The organism is Alkalinema pantanalense CENA528 (assembly GCF_050753345.1).
Classification (GTDB): Bacteria; Cyanobacteriota; Cyanobacteriia; order Leptolyngbyales; family Leptolyngbyaceae; genus Alkalinema; species Alkalinema pantanalense.
On record NZ_JBLZFX010000021.1, the window covers coordinates 40,417 to 62,605 of the forward strand.

Annotated in this window: 19 protein-coding genes; 8 read left to right on the forward strand and 11 right to left on the reverse strand. The window is 48.7% G+C overall.

From position 1 onward, the window contains the following. Positions 1-158 precede the first annotated feature (158 nt). Entirely contained in the window at positions 159-1,361 is a 1,203-nt protein-coding gene (locus tag ACN4EG_RS09280) for a phosphoglycerate kinase (protein ID WP_431629065.1), read from the forward strand. A 541-nt stretch (positions 1,362-1,902) separates the two neighbouring features. Here ACN4EG_RS09280 and ACN4EG_RS09285 read toward each other — a convergent pair. The 8 genes from ACN4EG_RS09285 to ACN4EG_RS09320 form a co-directional block, all read right to left on the reverse strand. Then, positions 1,903-3,906 (reverse strand): peptidoglycan DD-metalloendopeptidase family protein, encoded by a 2,004-nt coding sequence (locus ACN4EG_RS09285; RefSeq protein WP_431629066.1) that lies wholly within the window; start codon positions 3,904-3,906, stop codon positions 1,903-1,905. Positions 3,907-4,843: 937 nt separating this feature from the next. Beyond that, the gene (gene trmL, locus ACN4EG_RS09290; protein ID WP_431629067.1) at positions 4,844-5,308 is read right to left on the reverse strand and encodes a tRNA (uridine(34)/cytosine(34)/5-carboxymethylaminomethyluridine(34)-2'-O)-methyltransferase TrmL; all 465 of its coding nucleotides are present in this window, start codon (positions 5,306-5,308) and stop codon (positions 4,844-4,846) included. A 230-nt stretch (positions 5,309-5,538) separates the two neighbouring features. Beyond that, positions 5,539-6,687, reverse strand: a complete 1,149-nt coding sequence (gene gshA, locus ACN4EG_RS09295; protein ID WP_431629068.1) for a glutamate--cysteine ligase — start codon at positions 6,685-6,687, stop codon at positions 5,539-5,541. Between the two features lie 684 nt (positions 6,688-7,371). Beyond that, positions 7,372-8,025 carry a DUF3318 domain-containing protein gene (locus ACN4EG_RS09300; protein ID WP_431629069.1) on the reverse strand — a complete coding sequence of 218 codons (654 nt, stop codon included), beginning with the start codon at positions 8,023-8,025 and terminating at the stop codon, positions 7,372-7,374. Positions 8,026-8,181: 156 nt separating this feature from the next. Next, on the reverse strand, positions 8,182-8,394 hold the full coding sequence (locus tag ACN4EG_RS09305; RefSeq protein WP_431629070.1) for a hypothetical protein: 213 nt from the start codon (positions 8,392-8,394) through the stop codon (positions 8,182-8,184). A gap of 426 nt (positions 8,395-8,820) precedes the next feature. Then, the gene (locus tag ACN4EG_RS09310) at positions 8,821-9,204 is read right to left on the reverse strand and encodes a resolvase (RefSeq protein WP_431629071.1); all 384 of its coding nucleotides are present in this window, start codon (positions 9,202-9,204) and stop codon (positions 8,821-8,823) included. 123 nt (positions 9,205-9,327) lie between these two features. Further along, positions 9,328-10,140: a DUF1350 family protein gene (locus ACN4EG_RS09315; RefSeq protein ID WP_431629072.1), complete on the reverse strand. Its 813-nt coding sequence runs from the start codon at positions 10,138-10,140 to the stop codon at positions 9,328-9,330. A gap of 48 nt (positions 10,141-10,188) precedes the next feature. Beyond that, positions 10,189-11,001, reverse strand: a complete 813-nt coding sequence (locus ACN4EG_RS09320; RefSeq protein ID WP_431629073.1) for a DUF4347 domain-containing protein — start codon at positions 10,999-11,001, stop codon at positions 10,189-10,191. 723 nt (positions 11,002-11,724) lie between these two features. Between ACN4EG_RS09320 and ACN4EG_RS09325 the strand changes: the two genes are divergently transcribed. The 5 genes from ACN4EG_RS09325 to ACN4EG_RS09345 all read left to right on the forward strand — a co-directional run bounded on the left by ACN4EG_RS09325 (position 11,725) and on the right by ACN4EG_RS09345 (position 18,488). Beyond that, entirely contained in the window at positions 11,725-12,057 is a 333-nt protein-coding gene (locus ACN4EG_RS09325) for an arsenosugar biosynthesis-associated peroxidase-like protein (RefSeq protein ID WP_431629074.1), read from the forward strand. A gap of 280 nt (positions 12,058-12,337) precedes the next feature. Then, the gene (gene arsS, locus ACN4EG_RS09330) at positions 12,338-13,393 is read left to right on the forward strand and encodes an arsenosugar biosynthesis radical SAM (seleno)protein ArsS (protein ID WP_431629075.1); all 1,056 of its coding nucleotides are present in this window, start codon (positions 12,338-12,340) and stop codon (positions 13,391-13,393) included. Positions 13,394-13,455: 62 nt separating this feature from the next. Next, positions 13,456-14,661: a methyltransferase domain-containing protein gene (locus ACN4EG_RS09335; protein WP_431629076.1), complete on the forward strand. Its 1,206-nt coding sequence runs from the start codon at positions 13,456-13,458 to the stop codon at positions 14,659-14,661. A gap of 380 nt (positions 14,662-15,041) precedes the next feature. Further along, positions 15,042-17,540: a glycogen/starch/alpha-glucan phosphorylase gene (locus ACN4EG_RS09340; protein WP_431629077.1), complete on the forward strand. Its 2,499-nt coding sequence runs from the start codon at positions 15,042-15,044 to the stop codon at positions 17,538-17,540. A 747-nt stretch (positions 17,541-18,287) separates the two neighbouring features. After that, positions 18,288-18,488: a DUF2811 domain-containing protein gene (locus tag ACN4EG_RS09345; RefSeq protein WP_431629078.1), complete on the forward strand. Its 201-nt coding sequence runs from the start codon at positions 18,288-18,290 to the stop codon at positions 18,486-18,488. A gap of 252 nt (positions 18,489-18,740) precedes the next feature. Here the strand turns inward: ACN4EG_RS09345 and ACN4EG_RS09350 are convergent, their stop codons facing one another. Beyond that, positions 18,741-18,962 carry a DUF2949 domain-containing protein gene (locus ACN4EG_RS09350; RefSeq protein ID WP_431629079.1) on the reverse strand — a complete coding sequence of 74 codons (222 nt, stop codon included), beginning with the start codon at positions 18,960-18,962 and terminating at the stop codon, positions 18,741-18,743. 477 nt (positions 18,963-19,439) lie between these two features. Between ACN4EG_RS09350 and tatC the strand changes: the two genes are divergently transcribed. Then, positions 19,440-20,282 (forward strand): twin-arginine translocase subunit TatC, encoded by an 843-nt coding sequence (tatC, locus tag ACN4EG_RS09355; RefSeq protein WP_431629080.1) that lies wholly within the window; start codon positions 19,440-19,442, stop codon positions 20,280-20,282. Between the two features lie 39 nt (positions 20,283-20,321). Then, entirely contained in the window at positions 20,322-20,783 is a 462-nt protein-coding gene (locus tag ACN4EG_RS09360) for a hypothetical protein (protein WP_431629081.1), read from the forward strand. On the opposite strand, the gene ACN4EG_RS09365 is transcribed toward ACN4EG_RS09360, so the two are convergent. Together ACN4EG_RS09365 and hemJ are read right to left on the reverse strand one after the other, a co-directional pair. Continuing rightward, complete coding sequence (locus ACN4EG_RS09365; RefSeq protein ID WP_431629082.1) at positions 20,761-21,390, reverse strand: hypothetical protein; 630 nt, start codon at positions 21,388-21,390, stop codon at positions 20,761-20,763. The genes ACN4EG_RS09360 and ACN4EG_RS09365 overlap by 23 nt on opposite strands. Before the next feature lie 177 nt (positions 21,391-21,567). After that, a complete protein-coding gene (hemJ, locus tag ACN4EG_RS09370) occupies positions 21,568-22,173 on the reverse strand; it encodes a protoporphyrinogen oxidase HemJ (RefSeq protein WP_431629083.1) in 606 nt (201 codons plus the stop codon). Positions 22,174-22,189: the final 16 nt, after the last annotated feature.

The window sequence follows — 22,189 nt, forward strand, 5'->3', positions numbered from 1 at the left end:
AGGGTCTTCGATCGTCAGTTGACGATTAACCCTCCCGGTGGAGATTTTTTCGTCGGCAAATTCTTAAAAAATAGGGGATCGTATGTAACGAATTAATGCGACTATATGGACTAGGTACAAAAACTTATCCAAATAATCTATCGAGGGAGAGTCGATCCGTGCCTAAGAAGACGATCGAAAACTTGACTGCCGCTGATTTACAAGGCAAGCGCGTATTTGTCCGTGTAGACTTCAACGTGCCCGTAGATGAGAATCGCAATATCACCGACGATACTCGGATCCGGGCTGCTCTGCCCACCATTCAAAACCTCACTTCCAAGGGCGCAAAAGTAATCTTGGCTAGCCACTTCGGTCGTCCCAAGGGTGTGGATGACAAACTGCGTTTGGATCCCGTTGCAAAACGGTTGTCTGAACTCCTCGGAAAATCCGTTGTCAAAACCGACGACTGCATCGGCGATGAAGTTGCCGCAAAAGTCGGTGCCATGAATGATGGCGATGTTTTGTTGCTGGAAAACGTTCGGTTCTATCCTGAAGAAGAAAAGAACGATCCCGAATTCGCCAAGAAACTGGCTTCCGTTGCTGACCTTTACGTCAACGATGCCTTTGGTACCGCCCACCGCGCCCATGCCTCCACCGAAGGCGTGACCAAGTATCTCAGCCCCTCTGTAGCAGGGCTCTTGGTAGAAAAAGAACTACAATTCCTGCAAGAAGCGATCGAAAATCCCCAACGGCCTTTGGCGGCGATCGTCGGCGGCTCCAAAGTTTCCAGCAAAATCGGCGTAATCGAAACGTTGCTGGAAAAAGTAGACAAGCTATTCATCGGCGGCGGCATGGTCTTCACCTTCTACAAAGCCCGTGGCCTGTCCGTCGGCAGCTCTTTGGTGGAAGATGACAAGCTGGAACTGGCGAAGTCATTAGAAATTAAAGCCAAAGAAAAAGGCGTTGACTTGCTGCTACCCACCGATGTGGTCGTAGCAGATAAATTCTCCGCTGAAGCCAATACCCAAACCGTGGCCGCCGATGCAATTCCCGACGGCTGGATGGGTCTGGACATTGGCCCCGACTCCGTAGAGACCTTCCAATCGGCTCTAGCTGACTGTAAGAGCGTCATCTGGAACGGCCCCATGGGTGTATTTGAAATCGATAAGTTCGCCAAGGGCACGGAAGCGATCGCGAATACTCTGGCTGGGTTAACGCCCCAAGGTTGCACTACCATCATCGGCGGCGGCGACTCTGTTGCAGCCGTAGAAAAAGTAGGGGTCGCTAGCCAAATGAGTCACATTTCAACGGGTGGCGGTGCTAGCTTAGAACTGCTCGAAGGCAAAGTTCTCCCCGGCATTGCAGCTTTAGATGAAGCGTAAATTGCAGAATTAAATTGCTAAGGGCTTGATCAGTCCTTAGCTAAATTTTTTGTTTCTACAAGCATGGTTCATACCATGTTTTTTTGTGCAATTTTTTCTGCACAGTTTCTCAATCTGCACGGTTTCTCACGGTCGGGGCGGTTGCTACAGGGGGCTGCGCGATCGATCACATTTTGTGTCTAGCGTAACCAGAATTCAAGAAAAAGATTTTCCACCGTCCCAATCACGTTTCCTTGACCTTAGCTTGAATAGCTGCCCAAATGCTGGAACCTTGATGGTAGAGATCACTCAAACAACAAACTGTTTCTGGAGCAACTCGTCAGATTATCTGTATGACAAGCCTTTCAGAGATTTTCTAACATCGTCATGAATCATACAAGACCCACACTGTGAGCAGGGACATACCGTAGACTTAGGGGATCTCAAGACTTAGGGGACTCAAGACTTAGGGGAGCTCAGCCTGGTTCTCAGCAAAAAGGAGGGAGCCCAATTAGGCTCCCTCCCAGTTTCACTTCCACAAGAACCTAGCGGTAAGCGCTAACTAGCTCGCAGAGTTGCCAAGATAAGCGATCGGGTTCACCGTCCCACGACCGGGCAAGTGAATTTCGAAGTGGGTGTGTGGCCCAGTACTAAAACCAGTACTCCCCATCTCAGCAATTTGCTGACCTTGAGACACTTGCTGCCCCGACCGCACCAAGATGCGATTGTTGTGGGCATAGCGAGTCATACTGCCATCTGGGTGAGTCACTTCCACCAGGTAGCCATAGCCACCATCGTTCCAACCCGAGAAGGAGACGACACCGTTAGCAGAAGCAACCACTGGAGTACCCACTGGAGCCGCTACATCGATGCCTTTATGCATCCGGCCCCATCTCCAGCCATAACCAGAGGTAAAGACCCCCTTAGCAGGCCAAATGTAGCCAGTCATCTTGCCATTGCCCTTACCTGGCAAATAGCTGTCGGGAGCTCCAATCGGCGGCAGGTCAGGAGACACCATTTTGCGCACTGAGGCTTGAACCACTGGTGCATAGGATTCTGAACCCAACGAAGCCCGAGCAATCACTTGACGCTTCGGCTGTTCAGCCACAGGCAGGGTTTGCACCTTCTGCATTTGCTGGATCCGCTGTTGACCGATCGAGCGCACTTCGGACATCAAACTATCCAAACGGCTACCTGACTTAAATTCAGGATTGACTGCCATCGGCTTAGGAGCATTCAGCGCAAGGGAAGGAGGAACAGGCGCAGCAGCCCGCTGAGGTTCCTTATATTGCACAGAACGGACGGTGGAGGAAGAATTGACAGCTTGGTACTTTTGACGCAGCTTAGCCACTTCAGCTACGAGATTCTCCACATACCGACCTTGAGGCTTCTCAGAATTCACTAAAGAATCCACCGTTGGCGGTTGAACCACCTTAGCATTCGGCAATGTATTCAGGTTCGGCGTCGAAAGTGCGATCGCTTCCGAAGACACAACCTTAGGGGAAGAAGTCGTGGAAGTTGCAGTCTTAACCGTAGGCACTTGACTAGAAGCAACCTTTACAGAATCCAACGATTCCGTAGAGGAAACTTGCTGCACTTCCGGCAAACCCTTAACTTCCGGCAAACTCTTAACCCGTGGGAGGGCAGCTAACCGTTCCCCAGCAGCAGACTGAGGAATCCGAATCACCTGATTCGCCTTCAGTAAATCAGGATTGTCAAGATTGTTCAGTGCAGCCAACTCGCGAGAAGATACACCATGATTCTTCGCGATCGTAGATAAGGTTTCACCAGAGTTAACTTGGTAGTTCGTGAAACCTTGGGTCGAAGCAACCACCGGCTGTTGCCCAGGCAACCGACTAGAAGCAAGCGTATTCAGAGACTCCTCAGACTTCAACTCCGCCAAACTTGACTTGAGACGATCCCGCTTGTCTTGCAGTTTCGAGAATGCCTCAGTTTGCTTGAGCTTAGCCGGACTATCCGCAATCTGGGGTAGATCCACAGCATCCGTTTGTGCAGAAGCCACTAACGTTTTGCTAGATACTGTCTCTACATTCGGTAGAACAACATCCGTTGATTGTGAGCTCACTACTTGGGTATTCGTAACCACCTGAGTCGCCCCAGGCACCTCCAAGATCTGGCCCACATACAAGGTAGACGAAGGTCTTAAGCCATTGGCCGTCGCCAATGCTTTGACATTCACACCGTACTGTGCAGCAATCTTCCAAAGGGTTTGCCCCTCTTGCACAGTATGGGTAATTACTTTGACTGCATCTGCTGACTTAGGTAAAGCAGCAGTCAGAGAGAGATCAGGTGCAGTTTGAGCAGATGGCTCAGTCGAGACAGGCTCAGATTGACTAGAGTCTTGACTAGTTGCTGCGTGACTTTTCTGGGGTACCAGCAGGCCACAAGCCCCCACTGATAACGCCATTCCTAACATCGCAACGGAACCGTAGGTAAGACGATTCCCTTCCTGATTCGAGTCTTTCACTTGCTCCACTATGGCAGCGGAACCATCATCGGCACAGGCAGGAACAGACCTGACCTTCTGTGGAATTGTACGTTTCAAAAACGACCTCCTCAATGTCCAGCGTTTAACTGTCCTCGAGCCATTTCAGCTTGCTGCCCTTGACTCATCACTGACCAGATGAATTTGCCATCTAGCCCTTTGGTCTAGGCGAACAGAACATCCAAGACAGATTACACCACTCTTGCCTACTTAGACAAATTTGAGATTACTCAACATGATGCAACATGAACTTGCCCAGATTAAATAGCAAACTTTCTTAGTTGGTGTCAACCAAGGGTGAAACTTAGCGCTCGAAATCTTTACCAAAAAGTAAAGTTACTTAAGTGTGTAATCTAGACGACGAATCACTTCAGTAACACAGCACACTAACACAGCGCACTGTAGCAAAGTTCCATTGACACTCTGCCCCAGTTTCCAGAGAGACTGTGCAGAAATCGAGGAGTAGCGTCCATTACACTTTCCTCGATCGAGTCACACAGCCTTGCGGTTACTCGTACCCAGAGTTTCTTTATAACGATGAACACCCTAGTGATTTCCTCAACAAAGAAGATAAATCAGGAAGATAGCATTCATTAGTTTTTTGGAACTTAGCCTCACACCGCACAAGAAGAGTTTCCTCAGCTTCTAGACTGGATACAAACAGCCTTCAAATTACTAAGTGAGATCGCTGAAGTTTCTATTGTTTTTTTAAATCAAACAGTTAACCCTTCAGAAAATTAATATCTACAGATTTCTAATCATTTCCGGGTTATACCGAATGGCTGAAATTCTTGAGGGAAGGCAGTTCTGAGGCTTTGAGTTCTAACATCCAGGATCATTGATTAGACTTTTCTATTGAGGGGCTCGCTCAAACTTATATGTGACAATAAAGCCTCAAAGTTAGGGGCAATTTCCTCAGAAATCCCAGCAATTTTTTTTGAAAGATAGAAAGTTTTAGTGGGCCAATCTCTTCCCTAGAACGGCCAATGCCTCCGCCCTATCCCAGCAGTTGACCTAGCTGACGACGGGCTTCAAACAATCCGATCGCCACACTTACGGACAGATTGAGGCTACGCACTTGTGGCTCTGCCATAGGAATTCGCAAAATATCATCGCAGGTTTCCAAGGCTTCCTTGGGTAATCCCTGGGTTTCGCAGCCAAACATTAACCAGTCGTCCTGCTGGTAGCAATAGTCTGCGTAGTTGACTGTTCCACCTGTACTAAATGCCAGTAAACGTCCACCCAATTGCTGCTGGTAGGTCTGAAAGTCAGCAAGCGAGTCGTGGTAGTGGAGGTTGACATACGGCCAATAATCAAGTCCAGCCCGTTTGAGGTAACGATCGCTGAGCTCAAACCCGAGCGGGCCCACAAGATGGAGTTCTGTTCTAGTAGCAGCGCAAGTTCGAGCAATATTGCCCGTATTTGGGGGGATTTCTGGATGAACAAGAACAATTCGGGGCATAGATAACTCAAAGCTAGATCCAACAACTCAACTCAAAACCGCTAAAAGGCTGCGATTTATGGGTAGGAATAATAGATTTTATTAATGAGTGGCTCGCGGCGAAGGAATGATTAGATATATTAATCAATCAAACCCGCGAGAACTCTTTGAAACGGAAAACCTTAGGGTCAGCATCCACTATTTGGATCCACTTGAATGTATCCACTGGAAACGACCTAGTCATGACCAGCTTATGCAACACAGGGTGGGCAAATTTCGCCTTGAAGTTCTCGTTCGCGAGTTTGCATGGAAAGAATCGCTTGTTGCACAATTTGCCTATTCTCCCAACCCTGCTCTTTCAATTTGAGCCATTGTTGAGCTTCGTTCCCTTCGCGCAGAATGCGTTTAAGGGGCAGCAAAAAGCAGCTAAAGCCATATCGTTTCGCAGTATCCCAAACGTCATCGTAGATTTGCGCAATCCAATCCTGAGCGACGATCGATCTCCCATCGTGCCAGTGGTGAAGTGTGGCATTTAAACTGGCATGGGCAGCGGCTTGTTCGTTGGCATCTGCCATCACAACCAGATCTGCAGCACGGGTGGCCTGTGGCAGGTCGCTAGCCAGCAAAGGATCCAAGTCTGGATTTTCTAACAATTGTAGTAATCGGGCTTCCAGGAGTGCTGTAATTGCCAGCAGAGCGATCGGATCGCTAACCAAATCACAAATTCGTAATTCTAAGCGATTTAAGTTGTAGGGACGGCGATCTCCGTTGGGCCGAACCGATGACCAGAGGTGGCGGACATTCTGCATAGTACCAAGACGCAATTGTTCCTCCGTCCACTGAATGAAGTGGCGATGGCTTTCAAAGAGCGGAACTTGGGCTGGGGTTTTCGGAAAAACGGCCCAACGGCTTGAGTGAAAGCCCGTTACTTCTCCATTCAAGAGTGGCGATGCAGCGCTCAAGGCTAAATACAAAGGGGCTTCTAAGCGGATTAACCGACAAGCTCGCATCAGAACTTCTGGATCCTCAATACCAATATTGATATGCACACTAGCGGTAACGACTTTGGTGCCATAAGTCTGCTCAATATAGGTGTGATAGGGATTATTAGGATCCGATCGCTGAAACTGCTCAGTCCCCCCTAGCGATAGAGTGCTGCCAGGGATCAGCGTATAGTCTCCTAGGGTCGTCAGATACTGTCGCAGACGAGATCGGGGTTGCAGCAAATCACAGAGAGATCGTTCGTAGCGATAGCTGGGAGCGGTGGTGTACTCCACATTGCGACTATCTGGCTCCCGCACAAATCCCTCCAAATCCGCGACAATTTTGTCGGATAAACCCACAATTTCGCCATTGGGTCGCCCTGTATAGACTTCAATTTCAAATCCTTTGGACAACATGGTGACATTTCTCCTAATTTGCAATCCCTAACTTTAAGCGGGCGAACCTTAGCGGACAGTGAATTTCATGAGAGCAGTTTCAACGGGGCGATCGATGGCGTTACCACCGCTACCACAGACTGTTACCACTATGTGCTTCCCCAATACCCCTAACAACAGGACGCTTCCGATCCTCTGGGTGAATATCGGGATAGACAGCGGGAATTCTAGGCAGATCAAATTAAGCCTATAAAGGTAAAGCACAAAATCAATGACAAACAAAAAATATAGGACTGAGAGCATCTTTTGACTCAGTCCCGTCTATGGCTGCGATAACCCTCTAGAAAAGTATTGAAGCCGATCGGGTGAAGCTATTTAAACGCACTCAAATTACGATCCCTGAGGGACAACTTCACGGTCAAACATCAACCCATCAAATATCTACCCTACGTGATTGAACAACGGAGCCGTTGCAGATAGGACTTATTACGACACAAGTCGATCAGTCTATAGACTGGTCAAGACACAGCCATCCAGATGCAGGCTGATTAGACTAGTGGTCTGTCAATTTTGATTTTGTGCGTTAGTGATCTCCAGAATCCTTATGGAATAGTCGATTTGGAATAATGTCACTCACAATTTTAAGCTTGACGCTCCACTAGTCAGTCTAGATTCCGTCCGTTATCCGTCAATTAATCGTTTAGATTAATAGTCAAATTCAGCCGCCGGGCTCCGTTGTTGCATTTTCTCCTTGGCTTTAGCAGCACTCTTTTTCAGCGCAGCTAAGCGACCTTCATAGCGCTGACGAAGTTTTTTCTTGGGGGTTTGCTCAATCAAAGTTTTAAGGGCACTTCCCAGACTTTTGTAAGCATTGGGTAAGGTATAGCCAAACCGAGTCGCTAATGCAATGGCCCGTTCATCCGCATCGATCGCTTCCTTCAGAACTTTATCCCCATTGTTTTTGTTGTAGAGTCGCCAACCTGCAAAGCTCGATAAGCCAAGGGCCAGAAGTAACAACAGTCCATCTTGCACCCACAGTTCACCCACTGCGCCGCCTAAACCGATGGCCAATGCCGCCATTTCCCAACCATCCCGAGGCACAGTGTCCGCCTGTACTCGACCGACTTCATGCCAGAACAGCAAATTCCGCTGATCGATCGCCAACTGATCCCACTTGGGCATATCGATCTGAATTTCGATTTCATCCCGTCCAATTTCTTCAGAGGTAATGAGAGGGGGATTGACTGCGGTAGCAACTTCGATCGTCACCCAACTTTGAAGTTCCGGCGGTAGTAAGGTCTTCAAACGCCGGAGTTCACTCATCTCAGCTCGGGCAGTCGAAGCGGCATAGGATGTCATAGAACCCACTCCAGGAAGACGTTACAAGACTTTTTCCCATAATAGCGCGTGGGGGACAGGGATGAATGGTTGAGGATACCGACCCTTCTGTGGAGTAAATTCTCACCATTCTCCTAGCCAAGTCACCTGTGGAGATCAGCAAGCACTAGAGGAAAATCACGATCGACGAGGGGTCAATAGCGAGCTAGCGGGTGGGGAAGATTGCAGCCGACTCGTGGTGGAAGACACACCCGAGGGCGTAGAGGAACTGTCTGCAATAATCAGTAGCGGTGAAACGAGCGTCAGAAGAGCGATCGCGCCTCCACAGAGGTTTACTAACGGACGTCGCGGAGGTTCGGAAGAATGGTTCGGCTGACTGACTGATTGCATATTTTAGATTCATACCAACTCAACGAAGCCAAAAAATTTCATTCCAATCAAGGAAATTTTCCGTTACCCGCTTCATGAATACATCATGGAGTAACGAGGCTTCATGAAATCATTTTAACGAGGTCTGCCCAGAATTTGGTATCGCATAAGTACGATCTTTCAAGTCATAGATTCCGCACTTTTCTACTGAGACTCCACTCATTTTCGATTGCATAAGGCTTTCGAGGGATGCTCCCTCCTTCAATTGATGGATTCACGTCTCCCCTTAGATTCATCCTTTCATCACTGAAGGGAATCTGTTCTTCCATTAGGGATACTCACTGAAATTACTGATCCTGTCCTGAACAGATCACTGCGGAAACGAGCAATTAACATCCGACAGCAAACTCACACCGATCAGCCAACGGATCAGTCCCCCTACTCGGACTACTCGGAGGTTGACCCACGCTGATCGGAGGGATGTTTCAAGCAATGATGAATCGCTTGGAGTTCCGCCAGAATAGCTTGCAACAGTTCTTGAGTTGCATCGGGCGGACGGTTTTGGACTTCGATCGTCACTTGCTTAATGCGCAGCACATCCTTAGCGAAACGAGCCACTTCATTGGGGTGAAACAACAGAGGTTCATTCGCGTGGGAGCGCATTTCTGGGTTCAGCCGTTTGGCGTCATAGGGCGGGTTCAGCAAGTTGGGATCCGTGTTGGTATAGCGATAAACGGAGGCGCGCGATCGCCCGAGGGTCTGTTGCACCGCATCAATATCCATCAGCTCAGTTTGCACCGTGGGCAAGGACGCAGAGAAATCAGGCTGCATAAGACTCTCATAATAAGACTAGACCTATGCATTGTAAGACAGTTGGGCAAATCGGTTGCAATCTCAGGATACGATCCTGAGATTGCAGCAATTATGAGGCAGTGAACATTCCGCAGGTGAGGCTTAGCGAAAAGGGGTTTGGCTTTCCAAGGCCACAGCGACATTCAACCAATCCAGCAGCACCTGTTCCAGTTGTTGCAATTCCCGAAACACTTCCTGGCGAACCCATTGACCGATCGCATCAAACGGTGTGAAGATGGCTCCCGTTTCCCACTGTAAGTCTTGGGCAACGGGCGTTAAATGATTCCCCTTCAACTTGCAGAGAGTCAGTTGATCGGGAAAACGCACTTGCAAAATGTTGGCTAGCGATCGGGTTTGATCGAGCGTGTCGTTGCTGAACTTGACCAGTAAATTACGAGAGACTGCGTATTGCTGGGCAATGAGCTGATTGGTGGCATCTGGTGAAGGCGTGAAGTCTATTGTGGAAGACGTCAAGGGTGCAAACTGTTGCAAGACTTGGGAAAACTGATCCATCAAGGGAATCGAATCCCGTGCTGCGAAGTTGTTAAAAGCCATCAACAGGTTGCCCGATCGCTCGACTTCAAACACACTGCCAATTAATAGATGCAGCTTGCAGCCCATGCTATGCCCTAGGCCATAGATGGGTAGTTGATCGGAGATCTGTCCTGTGCTTTGCAAGTGATGCAGCGCCCGATCGAAACTCCAGAGAACATTCTCTGCAATACCAATGTGATCAAAGGTATTGATAAACGGCGTGGCGATCAGTCCATAGCCCGATCGCGCCAAACACTCCAAAAGCCGACGATAGGTCAACTGGGGGGCAGTAGCAACAAAGGCTCCCCCCAAAAAATGAACGATCGCAACGGGACGCGGCGGCAGCAATACCCAGTTTCCTGCAACTTCTTGCCAGATCATGAACCTTCCTAGCGATGGCAGACCATCTCCTATTGTGCCGCGTCCTGATTAAACCGTAGGCAGCAGATCCCCTAGTAAGGGCAATTCAGGAATATTTTCTGGATTCACCTCCAGTTGCGACGGTGGGGTGGGCAGAACAAGAACGGGATCAGGGAGTTCGCTGGAGAGGTTCGGGGAAGCTACGGGCGTACTAACAGGCGGGCTAGGGAGCGTGGGGGGAGTCTCTAAAACCGGTGGCGGTGTAGGCACAGCCTCTGGGGTCGAGGCTGAGACCTCTAGTAAGGCAGGGGGCGCGATCGGGGACGTGGGCTCCACGTCCTTCCAGGCTTGCAGGGCGGGAGGCGCGGTCAAAGTATAGTCGTAGGCTTGCAGGACAGAAGTGCGTATCGCTAAACTGGTTGCGAGAGGAGCAGTCTGTACTTCTAATTTCCAGTCCCCTTTGAGAGTCGCTTTTCCAGTGGTATTGTTAGACGCCACAATATCAGCCCCTAATTTTTGGCTGAGTTCTTGCAGAAATTGGCTACCAATCTCTCCTGCGGCGATATTTGACCCATATAGCAAAACATCCGCACCGGGTAGTAGCGATCGCTGCCAGACCGCAAGCTTTGCTGAATTGTTAGCGAGGTTCCCCAAGGAAAGCTGGCTATTCCCTAGATAGATCTTTCCAGTGTCGCCATAACTAATTAAGTGAACCGCTGATAATTCAGTTTTCTGCGCCAGAATTTCAGTGATTTGATCCATTCCATTAAGCGTTGGATCAAGGATCACCACCTCAATTCCCCGACGAATCCCTGGCAAGAGTTTCTGATAATCCTGAATCTGCCCATCAATAAAAGCAATTTCCTGACGCGAAGCAATCACGTTTGGCAGTCCAGGGTTCGGCAATGGCCTTGGAGAGCCTAGCCCAGGTAATAAACCCGGATCCGGCAGCCCAACATTCGTACCTGAATTGGAGGCTGAGTTAGATAACGATTGTTCAGAAACCAGCATAATCAGGAAGTCTTCTTAGAGATGGACAATTGCGCCAAGAGGCTCCCAGCACCTAGGATTGGATTGCACCTTCGCCCTGATTGGGACGATCGCCCACCCTAGAACTAGCCCCCTAGCAAATGAGACTTGGCTGCTTAGAGAGCGGATGGCTAAAAATTGAATACCTTAAACAATTGAGTAGCTTAAAAAATTCGAGGCTTGATAACTTGGTAACCTTATAAAACCAGTTAGAACACCCGATGATAGAGCAAGCAGTGAGCACACCTGACCTGAGGAGAGTGACGACAAAAGGCCCTAGAATCCTTCAAACCGCTTGGAAAACCGACCTTGAAAGCTTGAAGAAAAAGTTGAGAACCGATTTCGTATTTCTACGATAGCTTAGTTAATCACTTCTCCGCAAAAGCCCTGAACTAGTCCTTTGTCATCCTTGCAACTTGTACTTAGTCATACTGGTATTACAGGGAACGACCGGATAAAACTGGAAGAAATTTGGGGATGGCAGCCAGTTTTAGATCATCCGATCCAGAATTGAAGGCGTATATTCACGGATGATGTCATCATCCTATTGCCCTCTAGAAATTTGATCGGCATCCCATGGATCACTATTACAATCCAGAGCATTTGCCCAACTTCAGCAAAATTGGGGAAGGCAATGCGGAACTGGCGGAGAAATTTTTTGCTTACTATGGCGCAGTCTTTGCGGAGGGCGCACTGTCCCAGCGAGAAAAGGCACTGATTGCACTGGCGGTGGCCCATGCGATTCAGTGTCCCTACTGCATCGATGCCTATACGAAGGAATCCCTGCAACAGGGATCGGATCTGGAACAGATGACGGAGGCAATTCATGTGGCAACGGCAATTCGGGGAGGCGCTTCGTTGATTCATGGCCTGCAAATGCTTGATCGATCGAACCAGCTATCTATGTAGAAGAGTAGGAGGGTAGGTGGGTAGGTGGGTAGGTGGGTAAGAGAGTAGAAGAGTGGGAGAGTGGGTGGGTGAAAGCGTGGAGATGGGACTGGCCGATCGTTGAGGGATTTGCTCAGAAATCACATCACCCGATGCAGGCACCCACCTACCCCCGTCCACCCACCTACCCATCTACTCACTTGGAATTTTATTGGTACGCTGTTCTCCTATAGCGAGGGTGTCGGCCTATGCTATTGGTCTGTGCTGACTGAACTTTTGATTCGTAATTTGCGTTGGATAAATGATGACGATTTCTTTGGCAAGACGGGCTGATCCTTTGGCCTCAGCCATGTATCAGCGATCGGTGTTAGCGGAGGTTAACCTGTCCCATTTGCCTGAAGCTGGCGATTTTGAGGCTATGTTAAATCGCTCTGATTGGCCCGCGCTGCAACCAGCTGAATTGGAGATTTTTCAAATTAACCTCGGCAAGCTGTGCAATATGGCTTGTAAGCATTGCCATGTGGATGCTGGGCCAGATCGCACCCGTGAGGTGATGTCCCGCGAAACGATCGACCTGTGCCTCGCTGCATTGGATCAAACTAATGCCCACACCGTGGATATCACAGGGGGAGCACCAGAACTCAATCCCCACTTTCAGGCGTTAGTGGATGAATGTATCCAACGCGGCAAACAAGTCATCGATCGCTGTAATTTAACCGTCCTGCTGCTGCCGGGAAAAACCGATCTGCCGGAATGGTTTGCCGATCGCGGGGTGGAAGTTGTCTGTTCCTTGCCCCACTATCGCCAACGTAATACCGACGCCCAACGGGGAGATGGGACCTTTGAAAAATCGATCGAGGCCCTGCGGCGTTTGAATCAAGTAGGTTACGGCCAAGGAGATCCGCAGCGAAAACTAACATTAGTGAGCAATCCGGTGGGGGCGTTTTTAGCCAGCGGGCAAGCTCGATTAGAGCAGGAATGGAAATCGGGATTACTCAAACACCAAGGCGTCAGCTTCGATCGATTGATTACGCTCAACAACATGCCCATTTCTCGCTATTTAGAATGGTTAGAACAGTCCGGGAATTTGCAAACCTATCTGGAGTTATTAGTCAACTCCTTCAATCCTGCAACCATTTCCGGACTTATGTGTCGGAATACCCTTTCCGTGTCCTGGGATGGCTACCTATACGATTGTGATTTCAATCAAATGTTGGATCTTAAAGTGAATCCAAATTTGCACATTCGTGACTTTAATGGGCAGATCCTCTCCCAACGTAGGATTGTCACTGGACGCCATTGCTTCGGTTGTACCGCAGGTGCTGGAAGTTCCTGCGGCGGGGCGATCGTGGATTAATTTGTCCCACCGTTTCTTTTTGAACTTCCGTATTCACTGTCCAATTCACAGCTAAGACCCCTATGACTTCTTCTAATCCCACTGCCATTTCTAGCGATACTGCGATTCACTACGATGTTGAACAAGCCGTACGCGATCGCTACAGTGCCGGGGCTCAGGCTCCCCAGGCGGCTTTATGCTGTCCGACCGATGGCTATGATGGACGCTACCTGAAATTTTTGCCGGAGGAAATTATTGCCAAAGACTATGGGTGTGGCGATCCAACGCGCTATGTTAACGCGGGAGAAGTTGTCGTAGACTTAGGCTCCGGCGCGGGCAAAAATTGCTATATCATGGCGCAGAAAGTGGGGGCAGAGGGGCGTGTCATCGGCGTGGATATGAACGACGAAATGTTAGCTCTTTCCCGCAAATATCAGCAGTCGATCGGTGAACAAGTAGGCTATCACAATGTGGAATTTGTGAAGGGCAAAATTCAGGATCTCGCGCTGAATTTAGATCAACTGCAAGCTTGGCTAAACCAACATCCCGTCACGTCGATCGCAGATTTGGCAGCCTTAGAAACCGAGGGCGATCGGCTCCGACGGGAAGAGCCCTTGATTGCAACAAACAGCGTTGACGTTGTCGTTTCTAATTGCGTCCTCAATTTGGTCAAGCCTCAGGATAAAACCCAATTATTCCAGGAAATTTATCGCATTCTGAAACGGGGCGGACGGGCCGTCATTTCTGATATTGTCTGCGATGAACCGCCTACGGAGAAAATTCTGAATGATCCAGACCTCTGGAGCGGTTGTATTGCAGGGGCATTTCTCGAATCGGAATTTCTGCAACGGTTTGAAGCTGCAGGATTCTATGGCGTGGAAATTTTGGCGCGTCAGGAAGAGCCTTGGCAGGTGATTGATGGCATTGAATTCCGATCGCTGACTGTCCAAGCCTACAAAGGCAAAGAAGGCCCTTGTTTCGATCGCAATCAAGCAGTGATTTACAAAGGCCCCTGGAAAGCTGTGCAGGATGATGATGGGCATACTCTGCTGCGGGGTGAGCGGATGGCCGTTTGCGAAAAAACCTTCAATCTATATACCGATCCCAATGGCCCCTACGCCCAAGATTTCATCCCTGTTCTACCCCAAACAGAAGTGTCTTTAGAATCCGCTCCGGTCTTCGATTGTAGCCGTGACAGCCGACGCCATCCCCGTGAAACCAAGGGACTTGACTATCGGGCCACCATTGCCAGCGTCGCAGACTGTTGTGAACCGAGCAGTTGTTGCTAAACTTAGCGGCTGGATAGGCTCAGCCATTGTGCTTATCCAGTTGTTCACACCAGTTGCTTATCACGAATTGCAACTCAAGCCATTTGTAACTAAATTGTAGTTAAGAGAATGTAGTTAAGACAATCACAAAATAATGGGATTACCAATTCTAGAGTTTTGTTAAAAAAATCTAAAGTTTTCGCAATAGCGATGCCTTTATTTACCGGAAAACCGATGGCCCATAAGGCTATCCCAGATCTATAGACAGATTCTTCTGATTGCCCACCATCTCGATCAGGTGGGCATTTTAAGCAGTAGACCGTTATGGAAGCCTTAGTATAGAACCGCTCGATAGAACCGTTCAATAGAAGTTAGTTGACCGATTACCCCATAAATTGCCAATGATGGAATCCCAAAACTGCCCAATTGTCATCGAAGACGATCGTACGGGGCGCAGCCTTGAAACCCTCAAACGCGCCATTCTCGATCATTTGTTCTACAGCCAAGGGAAGTTTCCCCGCGTAGCCACGCTGAATGATTACTACATGGCCGTAGCCTACACCGTGCGCGATCGGCTGGTGCACCATTGGCTTTGCACCATGGACACCTACTACAGCACGGCACCACGCCAGGTTTGCTATTTGTCCGCCGAATTTCTCCTAGGGCCCCATCTGGGGAACAACCTGATCAACCTGGGAATGTACGACGAAATGAAGCAGGCTGTGGAATCCTTAGGCATTCGCTTTGAAGACATGCTGGATCAGGAAGAAGAACCCGGCTTGGGTAATGGCGGCTTGGGACGATTAGCGGCTTGTTACCTAGATTCCTTGGCTACGCTGGAAATTCCGGCGATCGGCTATGGCATTCGCTACGAGTTCGGTATTTTTGAACAGGATATTAAAGACGGCTGGCAAGTTGAATTAACGGATAAGTGGCTTCATTTGGGAAATCCTTGGGAAATTGCCCATCCTGAGCTATCTGTACAAGTCAAACTCGGAGGCCGAACCGAAGGCTACACCGACCACACAGGGCGCTATCGAGTCCGTTGGCTACCCGATCGAGTCATCAAGGGCGTCCCCTACGACACGCCGATTTTGGGCTATCGCACCAACACCGCCAATACCCTGCGACTGTGGACCGCCGAGGCCATGGATTCCTTTGACTTCAACGCCTTTAACTCCGGAAATTACTACGGGGCCGTGGGCGACAAGGTATCCTCGGAAAACTTAACCAAAGTCCTCTACCCTAATGACGCCTTTGACCAGGGCAAGCAATTACGCCTAGAGCAGCAATATTTCTTCGTGTCCTGTTCCCTGCAAGACATCATCCGCACCCATTGCCAACTGCGGGGCGAACCGATCGACACCCTGCACGAAAAATTCACCCTGCAACTCAACGACACTCACCCCGCGATCGCGGTTGCAGAATTGATGCGTCTGTTGATTGACGAACATGACTTTGCCTGGGATGTCGCTTGGAACATTACCCGCCAAACCGTTGCCTACACCAACCATACCCTGCTGCCAGAGGCATTGGAAAAATGGGAGATTGACCTCTTTGAACGCCTATTACCGCGTCATTTAGAAATCATTTACGAAATTAATCAACATTTCCTCGATGACGCACGGCTCAAATTCATTGATGATGAAGCTTGTATCCAACGGATGTCCTTGATTGACGAATCGGGGCAACGCTATGTCAGAATGGCCAATCTAGCATCCGTCGGCAGCTATGCCATTAACGGCGTGGCCGAACTGCATACTGAGTTGCTCAAGCAAGATGTGCTGCGGGATTTTGCCCAGATGTATCCCGAGAAATTCAGCAATAAAACCAATGGCATCACCCCGCGTCGTTTTTTGGTGCTGAGCAATCCTCGCCTCGCCAACTTGATTACCCGCGAAATTGGCAATGATTGGATTAAAGATCTGAGTAAACTCAGTCAGCTAGAGTCCTACGAGGATGTTGCAGAATTTCGTCATGAATGGCGACAGATTAAGCGATCGATCAAACAGGATCTAGCCGATTACATCCACAAGCAACAGGGGATTGCTGTCAATGTCGATTCTATCTTTGATATTCAAGCAAAACGGATTCATGAATACAAACGGCAACACTTAAATGTGTTACACATCATCACGCTGTACAATCGACTGAAGGCTAAGCCCGACTTGGATATCGTACCGCGAACCTTTATTTTTGGCGGTAAAGCAGCACCGGGCTATTTCATGGCAAAGCTGATGATTAAGTTAATCAACGCAGTCGGTGAAGTGGTAAATCGAGATCCGGACATCCACGATCGCCTCAAGGTGGTGTTTCTCAAGGACTACAGCGTCAAATTCGCCCAGCGGGTCTATCCCGCCGCCGACCTCTCGGAACAAATTTCCACCGCTGGCAAAGAAGCCTCTGGAACCGGCAATATGAAATTTGCCATGAACGGCGCACTGACGATCGGCACCCTAGACGGCGCTAATATTGAAATCCGGGAAGAAGTGGGCGCAGAAAACTTCTTCCTGTTTGGTCTCACTGCCGACGAAGTTGCTGCAACCCAGGCCGCCGGGTACCAGCCCCGAGCCTACTACGAAAGCAACTCAGAGCTAAAGCTGGCGATCGATCGCATTGCCTCCGGCTTTTTCTCCCACGGCGATACACAACTCTTTAAACCCCTAGTAGATAATTTGCTGTATGCCGATCCCTACCTATTATTGGCCGATTACCAATCCTACATTGACTGTCAAGACCAAGTCAGCCAAGCCTATCGGAACACTGACCACTGGACTCGCATGTCAATTTTGAACACGGCACGGATGGGCAAGTTTTCCAGCGATCGCTCCATTCACGAGTACTGTCAAGAGATTTGGCGGGTGAATCCTGTTTCAGTTCCCCTTGCGTTACATAACTAATCGCAGCTGATCCTGCCTCGAGACTGATTGATTAAATTTCGCTAGCAGGACTAATCTCGAAGTCTCTCAAGATAGACACCTTACGATAGACATCCTCCCGAGAGATGTCTACGCAGAAGAAGATGCGCTGAAGCAAGCAGCTATGATAATTTGCTTCAGCGCTTTTAATTTGCTGAATCGCTCAGCATTTTGCTTTCGATCGATTTAATTTGAGCGATTTAATCAGGGGACCGGAGGGGCGATCGCCTCGCTTGCATTTACAGCTTGCATTTACAGTTGGCATCTACAGTTGGCATCTACTGCTAATCTTCCACAACTTCATCTACATTTTCCACAGCTTAGCCCTGGTTTTCCACAGGCTCAAGCTAAAACTAACCACTTGTTTTCCACAATTTATTTCCTTTGTTCACCCATTTAACTATTCCATAGGGGTGGAATACGGATGATCTAAATCACAACGATCGTCCAAGAAGTCAGGGTTTTACGGACTTTTCTACAAAAATATTACTTGTAGAAAAAAGATTCAATCCGCAATAAAGTGCAACTTTGAGTGAAAATATTGTGTTTTTTCCAAATTTTTCACCCAGTTAGCCTAGCTATCTCAAGCAGGCAACCGATGTATCAATTGCAACCCGTAAAAACACGCTCTACAATTCCAAAAGCCTGTGGGAAAATTTCGCCAGCTTTTGTCCCCCTGTGGAAAGCGCTTGTAAGTTTTCCACAAGTTCATTCATCAGATTAATAAACATGGCTATGCATTCTATGATTTCCCTATTTGCTGAGCTACCCGAACCGCTCCACCAAGCTCTAGCACAATATGTCGAAGCCCATCCCAATTGGGATCAAGATCGTACGATCGCGGCTGCTTTATCACTTTTCTTGATGCAAAACTCACAGGATCAAACCGCAGCAAGAGTTTACCTAGAAACACTATTTGGCCAAGCTTAATCGTTGGCTAAGCTTAATCGTTGGCCAAGCTCAAACGTTTTCAACGTCATCACCTTTAACATGAGGGATGCCAGACTGGTCATCACTTCCCCACAACACGCCCCTGCTGCTGCCCACGCTGGCGCATTCCATGACTTCCCTAAGGGCATTTTTCTAAGAGCATTTCCCTCAGACAGACCCGTGCTCCTACCAAACCTTTATCCTTCACCCGTCTCTTTCCCAGCAGAATCTTCTAGGAAAATGAGGCTCTTTCTAGGCTGCGTTACTATTTTGGCCTTCGAGCCAATCAAAAATCTGCTCTAACTGCCGTAGGGTAATTAGCCCGTACTGCCAAAGCACCATGGGTAGCTGGCTGGGTGCGTGTTGAGAGTAGTTCAGGGCTAGGGAGATTGAGTCTGCCGGAAGTGACAACTCATCTTGGAGGAACTTAACTAAGGGATAGTTCGTAACCAAGGGATGATTCGTCGGTTCCATGAAAGCACCCTCCTGTCAGGGATACGGATAATTAGGACCTCGTGGAGCCAGGGAAAACAATCAATCCAAACATAATCACTTCTTAGGAATTGCTCAGGAACACCTTTGAAACAGAGCACTAGCCTTAGAGCCAACTTGACTGGCACTAATACTCCACAAAAGTCTTTGTGATATTCTGCCTTAACTTTGACGAGAGGGGGAATTTTTTTGAATTTCCTTATTATTCGAGAGAAGGTTATCAATCTAAAATACAAATTTTCTAGCAGAAATGAATGACCCAGGATCACCAACTCAGCGGTACAGCAACAGTTACATTGTGCGCTAGGGGCGGATTGTGCATTGAGGAATGATTTGTTGTGCTGACTGGAAGAGGATGCGAATGGCGAAGACTATGCCCCGATCGCGCCGATCGCTACAATAGAAAGCAACCCTTGGAAAGTAAACCTTGGCCAGCAAACCTTCGGACGGACGCTAGACATGACTGTTCCTTCGGAACTTGAGACAACAACTTCGGATCTGACTCCAGTGAATTCCTTATCTGGAGAGGATGCAAACTCTGGGGAGGACACCAACCTGTCTAAGGCAGCCCAAGTTGATATTCAAGATAACGACGAGCTGATTGATGATGTCGAAATGTCGATCTTCGACCATTTAGAAGAATTAAGGCAGCGCATTTTCTACGCATTAATTGCAGCGGGCGTCGGGGTCATTGTTTGTTTTACGCAAGTGCGCCCGATCGTGCAGTTGTTGGAGGCCCCTGCTAATGGAGTCAAGTTTCTACAACTCTCGCCGGGGGAATTTTTCTTTGTTTCGTTGAAAACAGCGGGCTATTCTGGCATTCTGCTCACGGCTCCGTTTGTTCTCTACCAAATTATCGCCTTTGTCACCCCGGGCTTAACCCGTCGAGAAAAACGCTTTTTGGCTCCGGTAGTTCTGGGGTCTAGCGTGCTATTTGTCGGCGGATTGTTTTTTGCCTATGTGGCCCTGATTCCCGCTGCGTTGAATTTCTTCGTCTCCTATGGCGCGGATGTGGTCGAACAAGCTTGGTCGATCGATCGCTATTTTGAATTTGTTTTGCTGTTGATGTTCAGCACGGGCTTGGCCTTCCAAATTCCGATCGTCCAGGCACTTTTGGGCTTTTTAGGAATTCTCTCTTCGCGGCAGATGTTGGCGGGTTGGCGCTATGTCCTAGTAGGCGCAGCCGTCTTGGGGGCAGTTCTCACTCCTTCCACGGATCCGCTGACTCAGAGTCTACTAGGGGGCGCAGTTATCGCCCTATATTTCAGCGGCATTGGCCTCGTGAAGCTGTTAGGGAAGTAAATAACTGGAACTATTGAATCTTGGATATCTATCCATACCATGCTTACCTTTTTGTTAGTTTGGAACAGCCAACGGTGGCACTGGCAAAACATTGAAGATCAGTCCCAAGCAGTCCAATCAGGCAAATTAGTCATTATTCCTTGGAGTTGCGGTAATTCCAAAAACATTCACAAGGGAGATCGAGTCTTTTTCACAAAATTGGGGCAAGCACCCAAAGGCATTTTTGCATCAGGATATGTAATTCAAGCTTCTTTCAAAAATCAGCATTGGGATGCTGAGCAAGCTGCTGCTGGAGAAACAGCCATGTTTATCACAGTACAGCTCGATACATTGCTGAATCCTGCAACAAGTAGCATTCTGCCGCGTCAGCTTCTAGAGACAGATTCTTTTCAACCAATGCATTGGGATAGCCAACGGTCAGGGATACAAATTCCTGCAAACGTGGCAGCCACCTTAGAAACAGAGTGGGAGAATTTTTCTAGATCTCTGATTGAGTCTTAACACCCTCTATGGCCTTCGGTTTGAGACGTTTTTGAATTAGGAAACCAACAAAGTTTAAAATCTGATCCATCAAAAATGCCGTGACCATGACCGCGATCGCCGCATTCACCACAAGTTTTAAGCTTTGCTCCCCTTGGTTATAGAGATCCCAAATATAAAATCCTAGGGTCTGACTACTTGATAAAAGAATATCCGCCGTGATCATGACAGACCAAGCCAGCATCAGCCCAAACCGTAAGCCCTGAAAAATGCTGGGAATCGCAAAAAACATCTGGTTTTGGTGCCGTCGTGCCCGTTGAATGCCGATCGCCGTGTAAATCGCCACCACCCAAAATGTACTAAACGCCACCAGCAGGGTTCCGATCGGCTCGGTTTGCTTTAACCAAATCAGTAGAATAGGGATTAACAGCACCGCAGGCAGGGACGCCGGAACTTGCAACACATACTTGGCAGCGCCCGCCGTCCACCGATTTAGCCCCAGCAACGTCCCCAACACCAACCCCGATAACGCTGCTGGCACAAATCCGGTCAGTAACAACACCAAGGTTTGAACCAACGCTGGCACGACAGATGTATTCATCACTAGGTCAGGAGCACTGGTTTCCATAGGTCAAGCGTCAAACTGACGAATAATACACAACGATCGAGCAAATTTTAAGCTAAAAATTGAGGGCAGGCGTTCCCACCCACCCAAGGCATCATCTCCCCAGCATTCAGCACTCCAGCCAAACCCTTGTGCCCTCACAAGAACGGTTGATGATTAAGCGATGGATTCCATTGCCGATTATGCAGTGGGTTCGGGGGTTCCTGTCGCCGTTGCCTGTTGTTCTAGTGCTTGTTTTTTCTTTTCTGCATCCAGACGGCGCTTGCGGGCATAAAGTTGAATGCTAGCCGCAAAAGCCACCACCATCAAGAGAATGACATAGCCTGTTGCATTGGTGGGAATATCATTCTTAAACACCGCCAACATCACCACCACCACTAAAAAGAAAGTGGGAAATTCATTCATCCAACGAAATTGCTTTGAGGTCAGCGGCGTTTCCCCCGCTTCCAACTTCGCAATAATGCGCCGACAAAAGAAATGAAACACAACTAAAACACCCACCAGCGCAATCTTCACATGCAGCCAGGTTTGGTGCAGAAATTCCGGTTGTACCACCAGCATCCCGATCGCCATCGCGATCGTCACAATCATCGCGGGCGTCATGATAATGCCGTAGAGGCGTTTTTCCATCAGCGTGTACTGTTCCCGCAGAATGCTGCGCACGGGTTCAGTCTGCTGTTCCTGGGCTTCGGCATGGTAAACAAACAAGCGGGGCAGGTAGAACAGACCCGCAAACCAAGAGACAAAGCCAACGATGTGAAAGGCTTTAAACCAAAAATAGGGCATAGATTAAAGTCAGGAT

What these genes read in the sequence shown, in the direction of transcription:
- trmL (WP_431629067.1), bottom strand. Translation starts at nt 5,308, where the DNA reads ATGCCCCGAATTGTTCTTGTTCATCCAGAAATCCCCCCAAATACGGGC.
- gshA (WP_431629068.1), bottom strand. Translation starts at nt 6,687, where the DNA reads ATGTTGTCCAAAGGATTTGAAATTGAAGTCTATACAGGGCGACCCAAT.
- ACN4EG_RS09300 (WP_431629069.1), bottom strand. Translation starts at nt 8,025, where the DNA reads ATGACATCCTATGCCGCTTCGACTGCCCGAGCTGAGATGAGTGAACTC.
- ACN4EG_RS09305 (WP_431629070.1), bottom strand. Translation starts at nt 8,394, where the DNA reads ATGCAATCAGTCAGTCAGCCGAACCATTCTTCCGAACCTCCGCGACGT.
- ACN4EG_RS09310 (WP_431629071.1), bottom strand. Translation starts at nt 9,204, where the DNA reads ATGCAGCCTGATTTCTCTGCGTCCTTGCCCACGGTGCAAACTGAGCTG.
- ACN4EG_RS09315 (WP_431629072.1), bottom strand. Translation starts at nt 10,140, where the DNA reads ATGATCTGGCAAGAAGTTGCAGGAAACTGGGTATTGCTGCCGCCGCGT.
- ACN4EG_RS09325 (WP_431629074.1), top strand. Translation starts at nt 11,725, where the DNA reads ATGGATCACTATTACAATCCAGAGCATTTGCCCAACTTCAGCAAAATT.
- arsS (WP_431629075.1), top strand. Translation starts at nt 12,338, where the DNA reads ATGATGACGATTTCTTTGGCAAGACGGGCTGATCCTTTGGCCTCAGCC.
- ACN4EG_RS09335 (WP_431629076.1), top strand. Translation starts at nt 13,456, where the DNA reads ATGACTTCTTCTAATCCCACTGCCATTTCTAGCGATACTGCGATTCAC.
- ACN4EG_RS09340 (WP_431629077.1), top strand. Translation starts at nt 15,042, where the DNA reads ATGATGGAATCCCAAAACTGCCCAATTGTCATCGAAGACGATCGTACG.
- ACN4EG_RS09345 (WP_431629078.1), top strand. Translation starts at nt 18,288, where the DNA reads ATGGCTATGCATTCTATGATTTCCCTATTTGCTGAGCTACCCGAACCG.
- ACN4EG_RS09350 (WP_431629079.1), bottom strand. Translation starts at nt 18,962, where the DNA reads ATGGAACCGACGAATCATCCCTTGGTTACGAACTATCCCTTAGTTAAG.
- tatC (WP_431629080.1), top strand. Translation starts at nt 19,440, where the DNA reads ATGACTGTTCCTTCGGAACTTGAGACAACAACTTCGGATCTGACTCCA.
- ACN4EG_RS09360 (WP_431629081.1), top strand. Translation starts at nt 20,322, where the DNA reads ATGCTTACCTTTTTGTTAGTTTGGAACAGCCAACGGTGGCACTGGCAA.
- ACN4EG_RS09365 (WP_431629082.1), bottom strand. Translation starts at nt 21,390, where the DNA reads ATGGAAACCAGTGCTCCTGACCTAGTGATGAATACATCTGTCGTGCCA.
- hemJ (WP_431629083.1), bottom strand. Translation starts at nt 22,173, where the DNA reads ATGCCCTATTTTTGGTTTAAAGCCTTTCACATCGTTGGCTTTGTCTCT.